The organism is Streptomyces sp. NPDC088732, assembly GCF_044751205.1.
Lineage (GTDB): Bacteria > Actinomycetota > Actinomycetes > Streptomycetales > Streptomycetaceae > Actinacidiphila.
Genome location: NZ_JBIVLI010000014.1, coordinates 241,312 through 258,312, shown reverse-complemented (window position 1 = coordinate 258,312; position 17,001 = coordinate 241,312). Strand labels below are relative to the sequence as shown.

At 74.9% G+C, this 17,001-nt stretch carries 17 protein-coding genes and 1 pseudogene; 10 read left to right on the top strand and 8 right to left on the bottom strand.

The window, feature by feature from the left end; translation table 11 throughout:
- The first annotated feature begins 10 nt into the window (after positions 1 to 10).
- The gene (locus ACIP9H_RS24375) at positions 11 to 517 is read left to right on the top strand and encodes a DinB family protein (protein WP_401585928.1); all 507 of its coding nucleotides are present in this window, start codon (positions 11 to 13) and stop codon (positions 515 to 517) included.
- A 53-nt stretch (positions 518 to 570) separates the two neighbouring features.
- On the opposite strand, the gene ACIP9H_RS24370 is transcribed toward ACIP9H_RS24375, so the two are convergent.
- The 5 genes and pseudogenes from ACIP9H_RS24370 to ACIP9H_RS24350 all read right to left on the bottom strand — a co-directional run bounded on the left by ACIP9H_RS24370 (position 571) and on the right by ACIP9H_RS24350 (position 4,094).
- On the bottom strand, positions 571 to 1,041 hold the full coding sequence (locus ACIP9H_RS24370; RefSeq protein WP_401585930.1) for a hypothetical protein: 471 nt from the start codon (positions 1,039 to 1,041) through the stop codon (positions 571 to 573).
- Between the two features lie 292 nt (positions 1,042 to 1,333).
- Positions 1,334 to 1,495 (bottom strand): annotated as a pseudogene (locus ACIP9H_RS24365) (polysaccharide deacetylase family protein); the annotation flags it as partial.
- A 92-nt stretch (positions 1,496 to 1,587) separates the two neighbouring features.
- Positions 1,588 to 2,325 (bottom strand): polysaccharide deacetylase family protein, encoded by a 738-nt coding sequence (locus tag ACIP9H_RS24360; RefSeq protein WP_401960767.1) that lies wholly within the window; start codon positions 2,323 to 2,325, stop codon positions 1,588 to 1,590.
- Complete coding sequence (locus tag ACIP9H_RS24355) at positions 2,318 to 3,274, bottom strand: DMT family transporter (protein ID WP_401585935.1); 957 nt, start codon at positions 3,272 to 3,274, stop codon at positions 2,318 to 2,320. Before ACIP9H_RS24355 ends, ACIP9H_RS24360 begins: the two co-directional genes overlap by 8 nt.
- A 4-nt stretch (positions 3,275 to 3,278) precedes the next feature.
- Positions 3,279 to 4,094, bottom strand: coding sequence for an SDR family NAD(P)-dependent oxidoreductase (locus tag ACIP9H_RS24350; protein WP_401585938.1), 816 nt, complete (start codon positions 4,092 to 4,094; stop codon positions 3,279 to 3,281).
- 199 nt (positions 4,095 to 4,293) lie between these two features.
- Here ACIP9H_RS24350 and ACIP9H_RS24345 point away from each other — a divergent pair, with 199 nt between their 5' ends.
- Both ACIP9H_RS24345 and ACIP9H_RS24340 read left to right on the top strand, forming a co-directional pair.
- On the top strand, positions 4,294 to 5,448 hold the full coding sequence (locus ACIP9H_RS24345; protein ID WP_401960763.1) for a galactosyldiacylglycerol synthase: 1,155 nt from the start codon (positions 4,294 to 4,296) through the stop codon (positions 5,446 to 5,448).
- A gap of 36 nt (positions 5,449 to 5,484) precedes the next feature.
- Positions 5,485 to 6,207, top strand: a complete 723-nt coding sequence (locus ACIP9H_RS24340; protein WP_401585943.1) for a class I SAM-dependent methyltransferase — start codon at positions 5,485 to 5,487, stop codon at positions 6,205 to 6,207.
- Here the strand turns inward: ACIP9H_RS24340 and ACIP9H_RS24335 are convergent.
- On the bottom strand, positions 6,191 to 6,682 hold the full coding sequence (locus ACIP9H_RS24335) for a hypothetical protein (RefSeq protein WP_401585946.1): 492 nt from the start codon (positions 6,680 to 6,682) through the stop codon (positions 6,191 to 6,193). The genes ACIP9H_RS24340 and ACIP9H_RS24335 overlap by 17 nt on opposite strands.
- A gap of 184 nt (positions 6,683 to 6,866) precedes the next feature.
- Here ACIP9H_RS24335 and ACIP9H_RS24330 point away from each other — a divergent pair, with 184 nt between their 5' ends.
- The 7 genes from ACIP9H_RS24330 (at position 6,867) to ACIP9H_RS24300 (ending at position 13,466) form a co-directional block, all read left to right on the top strand.
- Entirely contained in the window at positions 6,867 to 7,622 is a 756-nt protein-coding gene (locus ACIP9H_RS24330) for an SDR family oxidoreductase (protein WP_401960760.1), read from the top strand.
- A complete protein-coding gene (sigJ, locus tag ACIP9H_RS24325; RefSeq protein ID WP_401585951.1) occupies positions 7,619 to 8,509 on the top strand; it encodes an RNA polymerase sigma factor SigJ in 891 nt (296 codons plus the stop codon). The genes ACIP9H_RS24330 and sigJ overlap by 4 nt, the downstream gene beginning before the upstream one ends.
- Before the next feature lie 40 nt (positions 8,510 to 8,549).
- Positions 8,550 to 9,014, top strand: coding sequence for a hypothetical protein (locus tag ACIP9H_RS24320; protein WP_401585953.1), 465 nt, complete (start codon positions 8,550 to 8,552; stop codon positions 9,012 to 9,014).
- Between the two features lie 417 nt (positions 9,015 to 9,431).
- Positions 9,432 to 10,496 carry an ABC transporter substrate-binding protein gene (locus ACIP9H_RS24315; RefSeq protein ID WP_401585955.1) on the top strand — a complete coding sequence of 355 codons (1,065 nt, stop codon included), beginning with the start codon at positions 9,432 to 9,434 and terminating at the stop codon, positions 10,494 to 10,496.
- 47 nt (positions 10,497 to 10,543) lie between these two features.
- Positions 10,544 to 11,548 (top strand): FecCD family ABC transporter permease, encoded by a 1,005-nt coding sequence (locus ACIP9H_RS24310; protein ID WP_401960756.1) that lies wholly within the window; start codon positions 10,544 to 10,546, stop codon positions 11,546 to 11,548.
- Positions 11,545 to 12,639 carry a FecCD family ABC transporter permease gene (locus ACIP9H_RS24305; RefSeq protein WP_401960753.1) on the top strand — a complete coding sequence of 365 codons (1,095 nt, stop codon included), beginning with the start codon at positions 11,545 to 11,547 and terminating at the stop codon, positions 12,637 to 12,639. Before ACIP9H_RS24310 ends, ACIP9H_RS24305 begins: the two co-directional genes overlap by 4 nt.
- Complete coding sequence (locus tag ACIP9H_RS24300) at positions 12,636 to 13,466, top strand: ABC transporter ATP-binding protein (RefSeq protein ID WP_401585963.1); 831 nt, start codon at positions 12,636 to 12,638, stop codon at positions 13,464 to 13,466. Before ACIP9H_RS24305 ends, ACIP9H_RS24300 begins: the two co-directional genes overlap by 4 nt.
- Before the next feature lie 15 nt (positions 13,467 to 13,481).
- On the opposite strand, the gene ACIP9H_RS24295 is transcribed toward ACIP9H_RS24300, so the two are convergent.
- Positions 13,482 to 15,110, bottom strand: coding sequence for an ABC-F family ATP-binding cassette domain-containing protein (locus ACIP9H_RS24295; protein WP_401960751.1), 1,629 nt, complete (start codon positions 15,108 to 15,110; stop codon positions 13,482 to 13,484).
- A gap of 112 nt (positions 15,111 to 15,222) precedes the next feature.
- A complete protein-coding gene (locus ACIP9H_RS24290; RefSeq protein WP_401960749.1) occupies positions 15,223 to 16,860 on the bottom strand; it encodes an ABC-F family ATP-binding cassette domain-containing protein in 1,638 nt (545 codons plus the stop codon).
- Between the last annotated feature and the right edge of the window lie 141 nt (positions 16,861 to 17,001).

Below are 17,001 nucleotides of genomic sequence, written 5' to 3'. Positions count from 1 at the left end.
TGATGCCGCGATGGACGCTCAGCGGCGGACCCCGCCCTCGACCACGGCAGGCGACCGCGCCTCCCTCGTCGGTTTCCTCGACCACCAGCGCGAGACCCTCGCGATGAAGTGCGCCGGACTGACCGGCGACCAGCTCCGCGAGAAGGCCGTCCCACCCTCCGGGCTCTCCCTTCTCGGACTGGTGAGGCACGCCGTCGAGGTGGAACGCACCTGGTTCCGGCTCGTGTGGGGCAAGGCGGAGATCGGGCCGTACTGGGGGCCGGCGAGGAACGGCGCGCACGCCGAGTTCGATGTCGAATCCGCCGACCCCGACGAGGCGTTGGCGGCCTGGCACCGGGAGTGCGCGCACTCCCGCGCCGTCGTGGACGCCGCCGCGTCCCTGGACGAGGCCGTTCGATGGCGCGACGAGACGTTCAGCCTGCGCTACATCGTGACGCACATGATCGAGGAGTACGCGCGCCACAACGGCCACGCCGACCTGCTGAGGGAGCGCCTCGACGGCAGCACGGGCGAGTGAGCCCGCGGCCCCGCTCGGGGCGCGGCGGCTCCCGGACGCCGGGGCGTCCGGGGTCACCCGGTGAGCGGGCCGTCCCACAGCTCGTAGGTCGAGGAGTGCGGCCACCACGGCTTCCGGTTGAGGTAGGTGATCGTCAGCGTCGTGTAGCGCCGCAGATGCGGATCGCCGGGCCAGGCCACGTTGCCGGAGAGCCGCACCGTGACCGCGAACGTGTGGAAGGTCCCGGCGGCGCAGTACGGATCGCAGTCGTTGACCTCCTCGTACCCCGAGCCGACGGCCGAGTCGCGGTCCCAGCTCGTCCAGTAAAGGCCGCCGAGGCGGTCGTTGCCGTCTCCGCAGGCGAGCAGGACGTCGCCCGGGATGACCCGTGGCTGGCCGAAGCAGTTGACGAGGACGGTGGCGTACGTCGCCGCGCCGGGGGTGTTCCGCGGGCCGGCGGCGGATGCCTGCGTGGGCGCGAGTGCCATCGCGGTGGTGAGACCGGTGGCGGCGGCCGTGAACGCGAGGGTGCGGAGGAGTGGCATGGCGTTCTGCCTTCCTGGCCGCTGCCTGGTGCGGTAGCAGTCGGGTGCGAAGGTCGGCGACGGGTCCCGCCGCCGGTGGTGCGTTCGCGAGGGGGCGTGACGGGTGTGACGGCCCCCTCGGGCGGCAGTCGTACCACTGCGAACTCACGGTCCTACAGGGGGCGGCGGCTCGCAACCCGGCTCCGCCACACCCCCGTCGGCACCCTGATGACCTGCCGTTTCCCGGGCTTTGGCCCTCCCTCAGATCCCGGCCGAACCCGGTCGCGCACCGCGCACCCGCGGTCACCCGCCGTCATCGGCGGGACGCGCCCCGCACCCCGTGCTCCGCGAGCGGACCCACCGTCAGACCCGCCGCACGGCACCCGGCAACGAGTTCCGGCAGGGCGGCGAGCGCGGCCCGCCAGCTGCCGGGGGCCGAGGCGCGGTCGGAGTCGTGGAGGAGCACGGTGCCTCCCGGACCGAGGCCGGCACGTACCGTCCTCAGCACCGGGTTCAGGCCCGCCCGCGCGGCGGCGGCGCGCACCGCGCACCCGCGGTCACCCGCCGTCATCGGCGGGACGCGCCCCGCACCCCGTGCTCCGCGAGCGGACCCACCGTCAGACCCGCCGCACGGCACCCGGCGACGAGTTCCGGCAGGGCGGCGAGCGCGGCCCGCCAGCTGCCGGGGGCCGAGGCGCGGTCGGAGTCGTGGAGGAGCACGGTGCCTCCCGGGCCGAGGCCGGCGCGTACCGTCCGCAGCACGGACTCCGCGGTGGCCTCGGCCGTCCAGTCGCGGCCCCACGCCGTCCACAGCACCGGGGTCAGGCCCGCCGGCGCGGCGGCGGCGAGCCGGCCTCCGGTGAGGATGCCGTACGGGGGCCGGTACCAGCGCGGCACGATGCCGGTGGTGTCGCGGACCGCCGCCGCGGAGCGCAGCAGCGCGGCGCGGTCCCGTCCCGGGGCGGGCAGCCAGGGACGGGTGTGCGTCCAGCCGTGGACGGCGAGTTCGTGGCCTCGGCGCACGGTCTCGCGGGCGACCGCGGGATGCCGCAGCACGCTCGCGCCGAGGACGAAGAAGGTGGCCCGGACCGACAGTTCGTCGAGCGCGTCGAGGAAGCGCGGTGTGGAGCGCGGGTCGGGGCCGTCGTCGAAGGTGAGGGCGACATGGTCGGCGCGGCCGAGTCCGGCCAGCGCCGGGAAGGCCCGGCGGCGCAGCCCGGGCAGCCAGGTCGCGGCCGGGACGATGTGCGTGGCCGCGAGCAGCAGCGCGGCCGCGCCGGCCCGGCCGGCCGCCGCGCTAGTCACGGCGCGCCGTCCGCGCCGGGGCCGGCGTGCGTTCGCGCTCGGGCGTGTCCCAGCCGCCTGCGAGCGCGGGCGACCGGGAGAGCCCGACCACCCCGGCCGCCATGAGCGCGGCCCCCACGATCTCCGGGACGAGGTGGGCCCCCAGCGCTATCCGCTCCTCGAACAGCACCCACCCCAGGGCGACGCTCAGCAGCGCGTCCCCGAGGGTGAGGGCGGGCTGCGAGGCGGCGAGGGTGCCCGCCCGCAGGGTGGCCTGGAGCATGACCAGGCTGAGCAGGCCGACCGCTGCGGCGGCGTACAGCTGCCAGGCGGTGACCAGCGCGCCGAGGCCGTCCGGGATGCGTCCGGTGACGTCCTTGATCAAGGCCGCGGTGCAGGCGAAGCCGGTCGCCGTGGCGCAGCCGAGCACGACGGCCCGGGCCGCCGCCCCGCGCAGCGCGCGCCCGGCGAGCCACAGGACGGCAGCCAGCACGGCCAGCGGCGGGCCGGCGCGCAGCCAGGCGCCCGTGACGGCCGTGGGCTGCCCCTCGGAGGGCGCTGCGGCGGCCAGGAACACGGCGAGCCCGGCGGCCAGCGCGAGGAACCAGAGCCAGGTACGGCCGTCCGGGCGGTGGGAGAAGACGACGCTGCCCGCCATCAGGGTGAACAGCAGCTCGGTCGCCATCAGCGGCTGGACGACGGAGAGCCGGCCCACCGCGAGCGCGGTCGCCTGGAGCACACCGGACAGGGCGAGCGCGGCCATCCCGGCCGCCCACAGGGGGCGTCCGACCAGCCGCAGCACGGGCCGCACGATCCCGGGCCCGCCCCGCCTTCCGCCGCCGCGGCCGGGCGCGCCGTCCCGCCGCTGCTCGTCCTGCTGCAGGTTGGCCTTGCGCTGGAGCACCGAGGCCGCGCCGTTCGCGCAGGCCGCCAGCAGGGCCAGCACGATCGTCAGGACGTGCGCGTCCACGGTCTCATCCGTACTTGCCGGCCATCCGGCGGTAGACCCCGGGCAGCAGGCCGCGCACCATCACCGGCACGCGCAGCCAGCCGGGCACGTACACCTCGGCGCGGCCCCGGCGCACCGCGTCGCTCACCGCGGCCGCGACGCGCTCGGCGGGCACCGGCCGGGGCCGGGACCGCTTGTAGGCCACGCCCCGGTGGGCGAAGAAGGGCGTGTCCACCACGCCCGGGATCACGTGGGTGACCCGTACCCCGCTGCCCGCGAGTTCGTACCGCAGCGACTCCGCGAAGGTGCCGAGGGCCGACTTGGCCGCCGAGTAGACCGCCTCCTCGCGCACGCCGACGGTCCCGGCGAAGGAGCCGATCATCACGATGTGCCCGCTGCGCCGCGCCAGCATGCCGGGCAGCGCGCGCCGGACGAGTTCCATGGCGGCCAGCACGTCCACGTGGAAGACCCGCTCGACCGCGTTCTGCGGCATCGACACGAACGGCCCGGCCCAGCCGATGCCGGCGCCGACCACGAGGAGGTCCATGTGGCCGGTGGCGAGCAGGGCGTCGCGCACCAGCCGCTCGGGGCTCCCGGGGTCCTCCAGGTCGGCCCGCAGGGCGGTGGCCGCGGTGCGCTCCGCGACGGCACCGAGCCGTTCCCGGTCGCGGCCGCTGACCAGCAGGCGCCATCCGTCGGCCGCGAGGCGGTCGGCGACGGCGGCGCCGATGCCCGACGACGCCCCGGTCACCAGCGCGACGGGGGCCGGCGCGCCGGGCGGCACCGGCCTGCCGGACAGAGCGCGTTCGGCGCTGATCGCTTTGGACGGGTGAGTGGTCATGGGCGTCGCTTTCTGTCGCTGCCGCGGACGCGGGGCAGATGGCGCTCCGTTTCCCCGGAACGTGTCCCTCCGGTCTCAGTAAAGCGCCCGAACGCCACCCCGGCTCTGCGAGCTTCACCGCCGGAGCGGTGTTTGCCGCGGCGGCACTTCGGATACTCCGATACATCGACGAAATCCGCAGTTCCGCGGAGGTGATCCGGTGACCGGTGCCGACATGCCGCACCGACCCCATGAGGAACCCGCGCGCCCCCGGGTCCTCGTGATCAGCGCGTCCATGGGCGCGGGCCACGACGCGGTCGCCCGCGAACTCGGCGCGCGGCTCGCGGACCGCGGCGCGCACACGGTCCGGACCGACGTCCTCGACCTGCTGCCGGCACACACGGGCGCGGCCCTGCGCTCCTTCTACCGCGCCTCGATCCTGCACCTGCCGCTGCTCTACGCGGGGATCCACACCGCCTTCCTGCGGTCCGGAACGGGGCAGCTGCCGGGCCCGGGCGGGCTGGCGGCGCTCGCGGAGGGGCGCCTGTCGGAGGTGGTCGGGCGCGAGCGGCCGGACCTCGTCGTCCCTGTCTTCCACCTCGCGGCGCAGCTCACGGGCGGGATGCGGGCGAAGGGCTCGCTGCGTGTGCCCAGCGCGGTGGTCGTGACGGACTTCGACGTCCACCGGCAGTGGCTGCACCCCGGCAACGACCTCTACTGCTGCCTGACCGGGGACGCCGCGCGCACCGTGCGGAAGGCCACCGGACGGCCCGCCGCGGCGACCGGCGCCCTGGTGGCGTCCCGTTTCCTGGCCCCGGCCCCCGGTGCGGAGCGGTGGCGGCGCACCTTCGCGTCCCGGGCGCCCGGGCGGCCGGTCGTGCTGCTGGCGGCGGGCGCCTGGGGCGCGGGCACCCAGCTGGCCGGCACCGCCCGGCTGCTGGCGGGGGCCGGCTACCTGCCGGTGGCGATGTGCGGGGGCAACGCGCGGCTGCGGGCCCGCCTCGCGCGGGTCGCGGGCACCGTCGCGCTCGGCTGGGAGGACGACGTCCCGGGCCTGATGGCCGCGGCAGACGCCCTGGTGGACAACGCGGCCGGGCAGACGGCGCTGGAGGCCCTGGCGATGGGGCTGCCGGTGATCGGCCACCGGCCCATCCCGGGCCACGGCAAGGCGGGGGTGCGGCGGATGGCCGCACTCGGGCTGACCCGCTGGGCTCCCGACCCCTGGTCGCTCGTCGACGCCCTGGACCGGGTCGCCGATCCCGGCGGCCCCCGTGTCCGCGGTGCCGCGGCGGCGGAGCTGTTCGCCAGGGACACCACCGACCTGCTGTTCTCCGTTTGTTCACGTGTTCCGGCGACACTCAGTGGGGCCGAGTAGCTGCGCCCGGAGCCTCGTCCTCCGTAGCATCAGCGCATGGCCACCCTCTGGGAACTCATGAACGACTGCATTCCCAACGATCACGCACGGCAAGTGACCTCGCGGTACTACCTCGACGAGGCCATGACCGCCAAGGACGCACCCGACCGGGTCGTGGATCTCGGCTGCGGTCGGGGCACCTCGGCCGGGGTGTTCCGCAAGCACGACCCGAAGGTGCGGTGGGTGGGCGTCGACATCAGCGGCTCGCCCGAGGCGCAGCAGCGCGCGGCGAGCCGGGACCCGATCGTCTACTACGACGGCATCCGGCTGCCCTTCCGCTCGGGCACGATCCCGCTGGTCTACTCGCACCAGGTCTTCGAGCACGTCTCGCACCCGCGCGAACTGCTCGCGGAGATCGGCCGGGTGATGGAGCCGGGCGGCGTGTTCATCGGCAGCACCTCGCAGTTCGAGCCCTACCACTCCTTCAGCCTGTGGAACTACACGCCGTACGGCTTCCGCGTCCTGGTCGAGGAGGCCGGGCTCGCCCTGGAGGAGATCCGGCCGTCGCTGGACGGGGTCGCGCTGATCATGCGGGCGTACCACGGCCGGCCGCCGGAGTACTCGCGGTACTTCCAGGAGGCGTCGCCGCTCAACTCGGAGATCGACGCCTGGGGGAAGACGACGAAGCGCCGCACCGCCCTGGTGAACCTGCGCAAGCTCACCTACTGCGGGCAGTTCGCCTTCCGCGTGCGCAAGCCCGAGGTCACGGCCGCCGGCTGAACCGCGACCACCACCGCGGTCGGGGCCCGGGCGCCGGGAGACGGAGTCCGAGCCCCACCGCGTACGCGACGAGGCTGTCCTCGGGACCGTTGACGAAGCGCTTCATCACCCGCTGGACCGGCCACACGACCGAGCCGTCCGGCAACCGGAGCGCGACGTTCACCTCGCCCCGCGGATCGTCGTCGTCGGCCTCCCACGTGCCTCCGGCGGCGCGGCGGACGGTCTCGCCGACGTAGGCCCCCAGGGCGAAGAGGACCGCTCCAAGGCGCTCCGCGAGCGGGCCGCCCGCGACGGCGCTGCCCCCGTCGCTGTTCGCGGTCATGAACCGCTCGACCTCGATCAGGCTCGCCGGCGTGAAGTCGGCGCGGTAGCCGTCACCGCGCAGGGCCCGCGCCACCCATGCGGCCTGCACCGGCAGGTCCACTAGGAGCGGGGTGTCCGGCCCGGTGCCGGAGTCGTCCGTGGTCTTCCCCATGAGGCCTCCCCCTCCGCGGTACTCAGGGTCCGCACCGTATCCGCCGCCACCGACAGCGCGGCCCTGCCGGTCGGCCGCCGCCGATGTCACATTCCGGCGCGGCTGTCCCGTCGTATCCGTGTGGGACCTTCCGCGGCCGGATGCCGCGGACCCCGATCAGGGGTGACACGGGAAGGGCGAGGACATGCGCATCGCGGTGGCAGGCGGGACCGGCTGGGTCGGCCGGAAGGTCGTGGAGGCCGTCCGGGCGGCGGGGGACGTGCCCGTGGTGCTGGCACGCTCGACAGGCGTCGACCTCACCACGGGGGCGGGGCTGGACGCGGCACTGGACGGCTGCGCGACGGTGATCGACGTCAGCAACGTGGTGACCACCGGCAGGCGGAAGTCGGTGGCCTTCTTCGACGCCGCCACGACCCGCCTGCTGACCGCGGGCGCCCGCGCCGGGGTCGCCCACCACATCGCGCTGTCGATCGTCGGCTGCGACCGGGTCGGGCTCGGCTACTACATGGGCAAGCGGCGCCAGGAGGAACTGGTCCGGTCCGCGGCCGTGCCGCACACGGTCCTGCGGGCCACGCAGTTCCACGAGTTCGCCGCCCAGATGCTGGTGCGCCGGGGCCCGGTGGTGGCGGCGCCGCGGATGCGCAGTCAGCCGATCGCCGCACGCGAGGTCGCCGACGCGCTCGTGACGCTGGCCGGCGCCGCCCCCGCTGGCCTGGCGCCCGACCTCGCGGGACCGGAAGTGCTGGAGATGGACGACATGGTGCGCCGGCTGGCGAGGGCCCGCGGCGACCGCCGGCTCCTCGTCCCCGTCCGGCTGCCGGGGGCCGCGGGCCGGGCGCTCACCGGAGGGGCGCTGCTGCCCGCGGCGGACGGCCCCCGGGGACGGCAGACCTTCACGGACTGGCTGACCACACCGGACGCCCGGGCGGAGGGCCGGTGAACAGCCGGGCGGCGGAGCTGTCGGTGGCGTACAACGCGGCCCGGCCGCGGCTGGTGCGGGTCGCGTACGCGGTGCTCGGCAGCCGGGCCGAGGCCGAGGACGCGGTCTCCGACTGCTGGCTGCGGCTGGTCGCGGCCGACGCCCGCACCCGCGTGGAGGACGTGGAGGCCTGGTCGACCGTGGCGGTGGCCCGCGTCGCGTTGGACGTGCTGCGTTCCGCGCGGGTCCGGCGCGAGCTGTACCTCGGGCCGTGGCTGCCCGAACCCCTGGTCGAGGCGGGGCCGTTCGAGGGGGACCCGGCCGACCGGGTCACCCTCGACGACACCATCAGCTACGCGCTGATGGTCGTGCTGGAGTCGCTGAGCCCGGCGGAACGGACGGCCTGGGTGCTGCACGACGTGTTCGGCATGCCGTTCACGGAGGTCGCGCGGACCGTGGGCCGGACCCCGGCAGCGGTGCGCCAACTGGCCGTCCGCGCCCGCCGGCACGTCGGCGAGCGGGCGCCGCGCGCGGAGGTGGGGGCCGCCGAGCACGCGGCCGTGGTGACGCGGTTCCTGGACGCGGCCGTCGGGGGCGACCTCGGCGGCCTGCTCCGGGCCCTCGACCCGGACGTCGTCCTGACCACCGACGGCGGCGGCCAGGTGTCGGCGGCGCTGCGCCCGGTGCACGGGGCGGACCGGGTGGCCCGGTTCCTGCAGGGTGTGGCGGCGAAGACGCAGCCGCACGAGCGGATCGGGGTCATCGCCGTCAACGGCGCGCTGGGGATCGGGGTGTTCGACGGTGAACAGCTCACCACGGTCGTGTCGTTCACGGTGGCCGAGGGGCGCGTCGTCCGCGTCGACGTCGTCCGCGCCCCGGACAAGCTGCCGCCCGTGTGCCCCTCCTGACCGGGGGCGGCCTGCGGCTTCGACGAACGGAGAGACCCCCATGACGCTCACGCTGCGCCGCGCCCTGCTGGCGCTGCTCGCCTTCGCCGGCGGGTACACCGGGATCTGGGCCTGTGCCGCCCCGCGGCACTGGTACGCGAACTTCCCCGGCTTCGGGCGCCATTGGCTGCCGCCCCTCGGACCGTACAACCAGCACTTGATCGTGGACGCGGGCGCCATGTTCGTCGCGCTGACCGCGATCGCCCTGCTCGCCCTCGCCCGCGCGCGCGACGACGGGACGGTCCGCACCACCGCCACCGCGTGGCTGGTGTTCAATGTGCTGCACACCGTCTTCCACATGACGCACCTGCACATGTACGGCACGCTCGACAAGGCCCTCAACGCCGCCGGCCTCACCGCCGTGCTGGTCGCGTCCCTGGCCCTGCTGCTGCCGGTGCCCCGCGGCGCCGTACCCGCCCGGCCGCGGACGGGAACAGGGCCCACAGCGGCCGACCGCACCGGCTGACCCCGCGACCGCGCGGATGCCGGGTCACCACGCGGGAACACGGCCCGGCACCGCACCTTCGGGCCCACGGTTCGCTCACCGTGCACGGCACGCTCGGCAGGCCCTCAACGCCGCCTGCTCGTCCGTGTCCCCCGCCTTGCCGCTGCCCGTACCCCGCACCCCTGCGCCCGCCCGGCCGGAAGCCGGGACGAGGCCCGCGGCGGCGGACCGCGCGGGTGCCGGGTCACGACGGGGGACCACGGCCCGGCACCCGCTTCTTCGAGCCTCACCGGCACGCCGCGATTCATGCGTCGCCCCGTGTCATTCCGGGCGCACGGCGCCTTCCGGGACCCCCGCTTGCCTCCTGGGCGCGGGTTCGACATAAGGTAAGGCTCGCCTAATGATTCACAGGCGCACCACAGCTACAGGAGCCTCCACATGTCTCTTCGGCACCGCGGTACCGCCGCAGTCGCCCTGGCCGTCGCCGCCGCACTGTCCCTCGCGGCGTGCGGCAGCGATTCCTCCTCGAACGGGAAGGAGGGCAGCGCCGCCGCGTCCGCGACGGCCGGTTCGGGGTCGAAGGACTCGAAGTCGGTCGCGCAGGGCGGTCAGGACTTCGCCGACGCCGCCGAGAAGACGGCCGCGCTCGGCACCGACGCCAAGCCCGGCCAGTGGCCGCGCACGATCAAGCACGCGATGGGCAGCACCGAGCTCACCGCGCAGCCCAAGCGCGTGGTCGTGCTCGACGTGGGCGAGCTCGATAACGTTGTCTCCCTCGGGATCAAGCCGGTCGGCCTCGCCCCCACGGAGGGTTCGCCGGAGCTGCCGTCGTACCTGAAGAAGGACGCGGGCACGCCGAAGAACATCGGCACCATCAACAGCCTCAACCTGGAGGCCATCGCCGCGCTCAAGCCGGACCTGATCCTGGGCAGCCAGCTGCGTGCCGCCGCCTCGTACGACGAGCTGTCGAAGATCGCGCCGACCGTCTTCTCGATCCGGCCGGGCTTCACCTGGAAGCAGAACTACCTCCTCAACGCCGCCGCGCTCGACAAGACCGCGCAGGCGCAGGCGAACCTCGCCGCGTACGAGAAGCGCGCCAAGGACTTCGGCGCCCGGCTCGGCGCGCACAAGCCGACCGTCTCGATGGTCCGCTACATGCCCGAGGGCAAGATCCGGCTGTACGCGAACGACTCCTTCATCGGCACGATCCTCAAGGACGTCGGCATCCCGCGCCCGAAGAACCAGGACATCGAGGACCTGGCGGCCGAGATCAGCGCCGAGAACATCGACCAGGCGGACGCCGACTGGATCTTCACCGGTGTCTACGGCGACCCGAAGGCCACCGACAAGTCCAAGGCCCAGGGCAACCCGCTGTGGAAGAACCTCAAGGCGGTCAAGGACGGCCACGCCTTCGACGTGGCCGACGAGACCTGGTACCTGGGGCTCGGCGTGACCGCCGCCAACGCGGTGCTGGACGACCTCCAGACGCACCTGACGGCCTGACGGTCTGCCGGTCTGCCGGTCCGACGAAGAGAGAGTGAGCGCGGCGCATGTCGCCACCCACCCGCCGCCGTGCCGCCTGGCTGCTGGCCGGCGTGCTGATGCTGCTGACCGCCGTCCTGCTGAGCCTCGCCGTGGGCAGCCGCCAGATCGCCCCGGGCGAGGTGGTCCAGGCCCTGGTGCACGGCGGCACGAGCAACGACGCCCAGGTGGTGCGGTCGTTGCGGCTGCCCCGCACGGTCATCGGGGTCCTGGCGGGCGCCGCGCTCGCCCTCGCCGGGACGGTCATGCAGGGCATCACCCGCAACCCGATCGCCGAGCCGGGCATCCTGGGCGTCAGCCAGGGCGCGTCGGTGGGTGTGGTGTGCGCGATCGCCTTCTGCGGGGTGCACACCCTGAACGGCTATGTGTGGTTCGCGTTCACGGGCGCCGCGCTGGCGGCGGTGGGGGTGTACGCCGTCGCCAGCGGGGGGCGCGGTGGCGCCTCACCGGTCAAACTCGCCCTCGCCGGTGCCGCGATGAACGCCTTCCTCGCCTCCCTGGTCTCCGGGATCGTCACGACGAACGCCCGGGCCCTGGACGAGTTCCGCTTCTGGCAGGTGGGCTCCATCAGCGGGCGCGGCAGCGAGATCATCGGCCAGATCTGGCCGTTCCTGCTGGCCGGCGTGGTGCTGGTGGCGGCCATGGCCCGCGGTCTCGACGCCCTCGCGCTCGGCGACGACGCCGCCAAGGGCCTCGGCCACAACGTGGGCCTGCTGCGCGTCCTCGGCGCGCTGGGCGCGACGGTGCTGACGGGCGCCGCGGTGGCCGCGGTCGGCCCGATCGCCTTCACCGGTCTCGCCGTTCCGCACATCGCCCGTGCCCTGGTCGGCACCGCGCACCGCTGGGTCCTGCCGCTGGCCGCGCTGCTCGGACCGGTGATGATCCTCGGTTCCGACGTGATCGGCCGCATCGTCTTCCCGCCCTCGGAGGTGCCGGTGGCCGTCATGACCGCCCTGATCGGCGTGCCGTTCCTGATCGCGCTCGTGCGGCGCAGGGCGGTGGTGGCGGCATGAGCCTCGACGCCCCTCGGGCGACCGGCACTTCGGCCCGCTCCTCCGTCCGCCCGGCCGGCTACGCCGTCGTCCGCGGCGGACGCGCCAGCTTCCTCGTGCACCGCCGCGCGGTCGTGGTCGCGTCAGTGCTCGCCGTGCTGCTGTCCTGCGCGGTGGTGGCGTACCTGTGCGTGGGCGAGGCCTTCGTCTCCCCCGCGCAGGTCGTCCGCGTCCTGCTCGGGCGACCCAGCCCCGACGAACTGGTGGTGGGCACCTTGCGCCTGCCGCGGCTGGTCGTCGGGCTGCTGGCGGGGGCCGCGTTCGGTGTGGCGGGGGCGCTGGTGCAGACCGTCGCACGCAACCCGCTGGCCAGCCCCGACGTCATCGGCGTCACGCACGGCGCGGGCGCGGCCACCGTCGCCGCCATGAGCTTCAACGCCGTCGCGTACGACGTGCTGCCGTATGTCTCCGTCGCGGGCGGCCTGTCGGCGGCGCTGATCGTCTACGTCTTCGCCTGGCGGCGCGGTCTGCACTCCTCGCGGTTCGTGCTGGTGGGCATCGGGGTGTCCGTCGCGCTCGGCTCGCTGACGCAGTTGTTCCTCACCAAGGGCGACTACTTGGTGGCCCAGCAGGCCAAGGTCTGGCTGACCGGCTCGCTCAACGGCCGCGGCTACGAGGAGGCCGGGCCGCTCGGGCTCGTCCTGCTGATCGGCGTCCCCGCGGCGCTGTGGGCGGCGCGGGTCCAGCGCGGCGCGTCCTTCGACGACGACACCGCGACCGCGCTCGGCGTGCGCCTGGACCGGGTCCGCCTCGGCCTGACCGCGCTCGGCGTGGTCCTGGCGTCGGTGGCGACGGGCGCGGCGGGACCGGTCGACTTCGTCGCGCTGCTCGCCCCGCAGATCGCCCGCCGGCTCACGCGCACGGCCCAGATCCCGCTGCTGTCCTCGGCGTTGAGCGGCGCCCTGGTCGTCGTGGTCGCGGACCTGCTGGCCCGCCGTCTGTTCTCCCCGATCGAGCTGCCGGTCGGCGTGCTCACCGCCGCGGTGGGCGCCCCGTACCTGATGTGGCTCATCGTCCGCACCCGCAGCCGTTCCGGAGGCACCTCGTCATGAGCCCTACGCCCACCAGTCGCCTCGCGGCGCAGGACCTCACCCTGGCGTACGAGGACCGCACCGTCGTCGAGGGCCTGGACCTGGAGATCCCGGACGGCCGGGTCACGGTCGTCGTCGGGCCCAACGCCTGCGGAAAGTCGACCCTGCTGCGGGCCCTGGGCCGGCTCCTCAAGCCGCGCCGCGGCACGGTGCTGCTGGACGGCACCGAACTCGCCCGCGTCCCCGGCCGGCAGATCGCCCGGACCATCGGTGTGCTGCCGCAGTCCCCCACCCCGCCGGACGGCATCACGGTCGCCGATCTCGTCGCCCGCGGCCGCCAGCCGCACCAGCGGTGGTGGCAGCAGTGGTCGGAGGCCGACGAGCGGGCCGTCGCCGACGCCTTGGAGCGCACGGACACCGCCGACCTCGCCGACCGCCCCGTGGACGAGCTCTCCGGCGGCCAGCGGCAGCGGGTGTGGATCGCCATGGCCCTGGCCCAGGACACCGACCTGCTGCTCCTCGACGAGCCCACGACCTATCTGGACATCGCCCACCAGGTCGAGGTGCTCGACCTGGTCCGCCGGCTCAACCACGAACGCGGCCGGACCGTCGTCGCCGTGCTCCACGACCTCAACCAGGCCGCCCGCTACGCCGACCACCTGGTCGCCATGAAGGCCGGCCGCATCGTCGCCCAGGGCCCTCCGGAGGACATCGTCACCGCCGAACTGGTCCAGGACGTCTTCGGCCTCGCCTCCGTCGTCGTCCCCGACCCCGTCACGGGAGGGCCGCTGGTCGTCCCCACCCGCGCCTGGCAGCCCGCGCCGCCGCAGGGGACCCGGGCCGGCTGATCGCGCCCCGGCCCGTCACGACCCGCCGCCGCCCAGCCGCAGTTCGCGGCCCGGCCAGCGGGAGCGCAGGCGGCGGTCGTGGGTGGCGACGACAACGGCGCCGGGGCCCGCGCCAAGTGCCTCCTCCAACTCGTCGCACAGCCGGGGCGAGAGGTGGTTGGTGGGCTCGTCCAGCAGGAGGAGTTCCGGCGGGTCGGCGACGAGCAGCGCCAGTGCCAGGCGGCGCCGCTGGCCCACGGAGAGGTGGGCGACCGGCTTGCCGAGTTCGGCCTCGGCGAGCAGGCCGAGCGAGAGCAGGGGCACGGCCTCGGCGCGCTCGGGGCCGAGAGCCGCGTCGTAGGTCTCCGCGGCCGTGCGGTCCGGCCGCGCGAAGGCCGTGTCCTGGGTGAGCAGCCCGACGCGCAGGCCGCCGCGCCGCCGGACGGTGCCCGAGCCGGCGACCGTCCGGCCCGCGAGTACGGCCAGCAGGGTCGACTTGCCCGCGCCGTTGGCACCGGTGACCAGCAGACGGTCGTGCGCCGCGACGTCGAGGAGCGCGAGGCGGAGGCGGCCGGGCACATGGAGGTCGCGCAGTACGACCAGCGGTCCTCCGGCGGAGGAGGGCACGGCGAGGCCGCCGGTGCGCAGCCGCAGCGGCTCCGGCGGGGGGCCGGTCCGCTCGCGCTCCAGCCGGTCCAGACGGCGGGCGGCGTCGCGGACGCGCCGGGAGACCTGGTTCTGCACGCGGCCCGCGCGGTGGCCGTACCCCATCTTCTCGTTGTCGCGTTTGACGTGGTCGTGGGCGACCTGGTGCGCGGTCACGGCGACCTGGCCGCGCAGGGCGGCGATCTCGGCCTGCTGCTCGGCGAACCGGCGCTGCCGGCGCTCCCGTTCGGCGTTCCGGTGGGCCAGGTAGGCGCTGTAGGTGCCGCCGAAACGGATGGGGCCGCCGGGCGCGGGGTCGAGGTCGATCAGGTCGGTGCAGACGGCGTCGAGGAAGGCCCGGTCGTGACTGGCCAGCACCACCGCCCCCGGCAGTGCGCGCAGTTGCTCCTCCAGGAAGGCGGCCCCGGCGTCGTCCAAGTGGTTGGTCGGCTCGTCGAGCAGCAGCGCCGGAGGCCTCCTGACCAGCAGTGCGGCCAGGGCCAGCCGGCCGCGGCCGCCGCCGGACAGATGGGCGAGGGGCAGGTCCCGCGGGACGTCGCCGAGGCCGAGTCCGGCGAGGACGATCCACGCACGCCGGTCGGCGTCCCAGCTCTCGCGGTCCTGGGCGGCCTCCAGCCGCCCGGCGTACGCGTCCAGCAGGGCGCCGTGGGCGGGGTCGTCCGCGGGGGTGCCGGCCAGCGCACGGGTGAGGCGGTCGAGTTCGGCCAGGTCCTCGCGGGCCTCGCGCAGCGCGTCGTCGAGCACGTCGGCGACGGTCGCCGTCGCCGCGAAGGGCAGTTCCTGCCGCAGGAAGCCGAGGCCGGGCGGGCGGACGACGGTGCCGGCGTCGGGTTCCTCCACCCCTGCGAGGAGCCTGAGCAGGGTCGACTTGCCGGAGCCGTTCTCGCCGATGAGGCCGATCCGGCGGCCCGGCGGGGCGGTCAGGGAGACACCGTCGAGGACGCGCCGCGTCCCGAGGACGCGGACGAGGTCGTGGGCGGACAGGGCGTGTTCGGGCATGCGGACCACCGGGAGGGAGGAGAAAGGGGGCGCCCGGCCCCGGCCGTGGCACGGCGGTGCCACGGCCGGGAAGGGCAGTGGGCAGGAGCAGGAAGCGGGGGGTGCGCGCGGGCTACGGCCGCACGGGCCCGGTCTCCGTGAGCCGCCCGTCCGCCAGGCGCAGCCAGCGGTCCGCGCCGATCGCGGTCAGGAACCGCACGTCGTGGCTGACCACGACGAAGGCACCTTCGTAGGCGTTCAGGGCGCTCTCCAACTGCCCCACGCTGACCAGGTCGAGGTTGTTGGTGGGCTCGTCCAGCAGCAGCAGATGAGGGGCGGGTTCCGCGCACAGGACGCAGGCCAGGGTGGCGCGCAGCCGTTCGCCCCCGGACAGCACCCGCACCGGCAGGTGGGCGCGCGTGCCGCGGAAGAGGAAGCGCGCCAGCAGGTTCATCCGGTCCGCCTCGGGCATCGCGGGCGCGGCGTCCGCCAGGCTCTCGGCCACCGTGCGGTCGGGGTCCAGCAGGTCGAGGCGTTGCGACAGGTACGCGACACGACCGTCGGCATGCCTGACGCGCGCGCCGTCCGCGGCACCGAGCTCGCCGCCGACCAGGCGCAGCAGCGTCGACTTCCCGGCGCCGTTGGGGCCGGTCAGCGCGATCCGTTCCGGGCCCCGGATCGTCAGGTCGGCCCCCTCGCCCGCGAAGATCTCCCGCCCGCCGTGGCGGACCCGCATCCGCTCACCGGTGAAGAGCGTGCGCCCGGCCGGTACACGGGTGTCGGGCAGTTCCAGCGCGATCCTCGTGTCGTCGCGCAGGGCGCGGCCCGCCTCGTCCAGCCGGGCCTTGGCCTCGCTGACCCGGGCGGTGTGGGTCTCGTTCGCCTTGCCCGCGGACTCCTGGGCGCGCCGCTTGAGCGTCCCGGCGAAGATCTTCGGCAGTCCCGCGCTGTCGAGGGAACGCGCGGCGGCACCGGCCCGGCGGGCGGCCCGCTCCCGGGACTGCTGCAACTCCCGCTTCTCCCGCTTGAGTTCCTGTTCCGCGCTGCGGATGTTCCGCTCGGCCGCCTGCTGCTCGGCGCGCACGGCCTCCTCGTACTGCGTGTAGTCGCCGCCGTGGAAGCGGATCTCCCCCCGGTCGAGTTCGGCCACCCGGTCGACCCGGTCCAGCAGTGCGCGGTCGTGGCTGACCAGCAGCAGGCAGCCCCGCCACTCGTCGAGGACGGTGTGCAGGGTGCGCCGGGCGTCCAGGTCGAGGTTGTTGGTGGGTTCGTCCAGCAGCAGGACGTCGGGGCGCCTCAGCAGTTGCGCCGCCAGGCCCAGCGTGACGGCCTGCCCGCCGCTGAGCGTGTGCAGGCGCCGGTCGAGGGCGACATCCCCGAGGCCGAGCCGGTCGAGTTCGGCGCGGCTGCGGTCCTCGATGTCCCAGTCGTCGCCGATGGTGGTGAAGTGCCGCTCGCCCGCGTCCCCGGACTCGATGGCGTCGATCGCGCGGATCACGTCGGCGACGCCGAGGACCTCGGCCACGGTCAGGTCGCCGGTCAGCGGCAGGGACTGCGGGAAGTAGCCGAGCGTCCCGTCCACGGTGACGGAGCCGCCGCGGGGCCGCAGTTCCCCCGCGATCAGTTTGAGGAGCGTGCTCTTGCCGGCGCCGTTCGGCGCGACCAGGCCCGTGCGGCCGGAGCCGACGGTGAAGGACAGGCCCTCGAAGACAGGGGTGTCGTCAGGCCAGGAGAAGGACAGGTGGGAACAGACGATGTACGCGTCGGACATGGGTGAGCCCTCGGGAGAACGCCGCGGGCACGCCGGAGCGGCCCTGCGGAAAAGGAAGCGGGAAGGAATGACGAAGGGGCCACGGCGGCTGCGCCTTCTGCGCGCCTGCCGATGGCCGAGGACACCCGGTATCACCCGGAG

Bases quoted from the DNA above. Each gene is read 5' to 3' on its own strand.
- ACIP9H_RS24335 (WP_401585946.1), bottom strand. From the start codon at position 6,682: ATGGGGAAGACCACGGACGACTCCGGCACCGGGCCGGACACCCCGCTC.
- ACIP9H_RS24310 (WP_401960756.1), top strand. From the start codon at position 10,544: ATGTCGCCACCCACCCGCCGCCGTGCCGCCTGGCTGCTGGCCGGCGTG.
- ACIP9H_RS24340 (WP_401585943.1), top strand. From the start codon at position 5,485: ATGGCCACCCTCTGGGAACTCATGAACGACTGCATTCCCAACGATCAC.
- ACIP9H_RS24305 (WP_401960753.1), top strand. From the start codon at position 11,545: ATGAGCCTCGACGCCCCTCGGGCGACCGGCACTTCGGCCCGCTCCTCC.
- ACIP9H_RS24320 (WP_401585953.1), top strand. From the start codon at position 8,550: ATGACGCTCACGCTGCGCCGCGCCCTGCTGGCGCTGCTCGCCTTCGCC.
- ACIP9H_RS24375 (WP_401585928.1), top strand. From the start codon at position 11: ATGGACGCTCAGCGGCGGACCCCGCCCTCGACCACGGCAGGCGACCGC.
- ACIP9H_RS24330 (WP_401960760.1), top strand. From the start codon at position 6,867: ATGCGCATCGCGGTGGCAGGCGGGACCGGCTGGGTCGGCCGGAAGGTC.
- ACIP9H_RS24290 (WP_401960749.1), bottom strand. From the start codon at position 16,860: ATGTCCGACGCGTACATCGTCTGTTCCCACCTGTCCTTCTCCTGGCCT.
- ACIP9H_RS24295 (WP_401960751.1), bottom strand. From the start codon at position 15,110: ATGCCCGAACACGCCCTGTCCGCCCACGACCTCGTCCGCGTCCTCGGG.
- ACIP9H_RS24370 (WP_401585930.1), bottom strand. From the start codon at position 1,041: ATGCCACTCCTCCGCACCCTCGCGTTCACGGCCGCCGCCACCGGTCTC.
- ACIP9H_RS24315 (WP_401585955.1), top strand. From the start codon at position 9,432: ATGTCTCTTCGGCACCGCGGTACCGCCGCAGTCGCCCTGGCCGTCGCC.
- ACIP9H_RS24350 (WP_401585938.1), bottom strand. From the start codon at position 4,094: ATGACCACTCACCCGTCCAAAGCGATCAGCGCCGAACGCGCTCTGTCC.
- ACIP9H_RS24300 (WP_401585963.1), top strand. From the start codon at position 12,636: ATGAGCCCTACGCCCACCAGTCGCCTCGCGGCGCAGGACCTCACCCTG.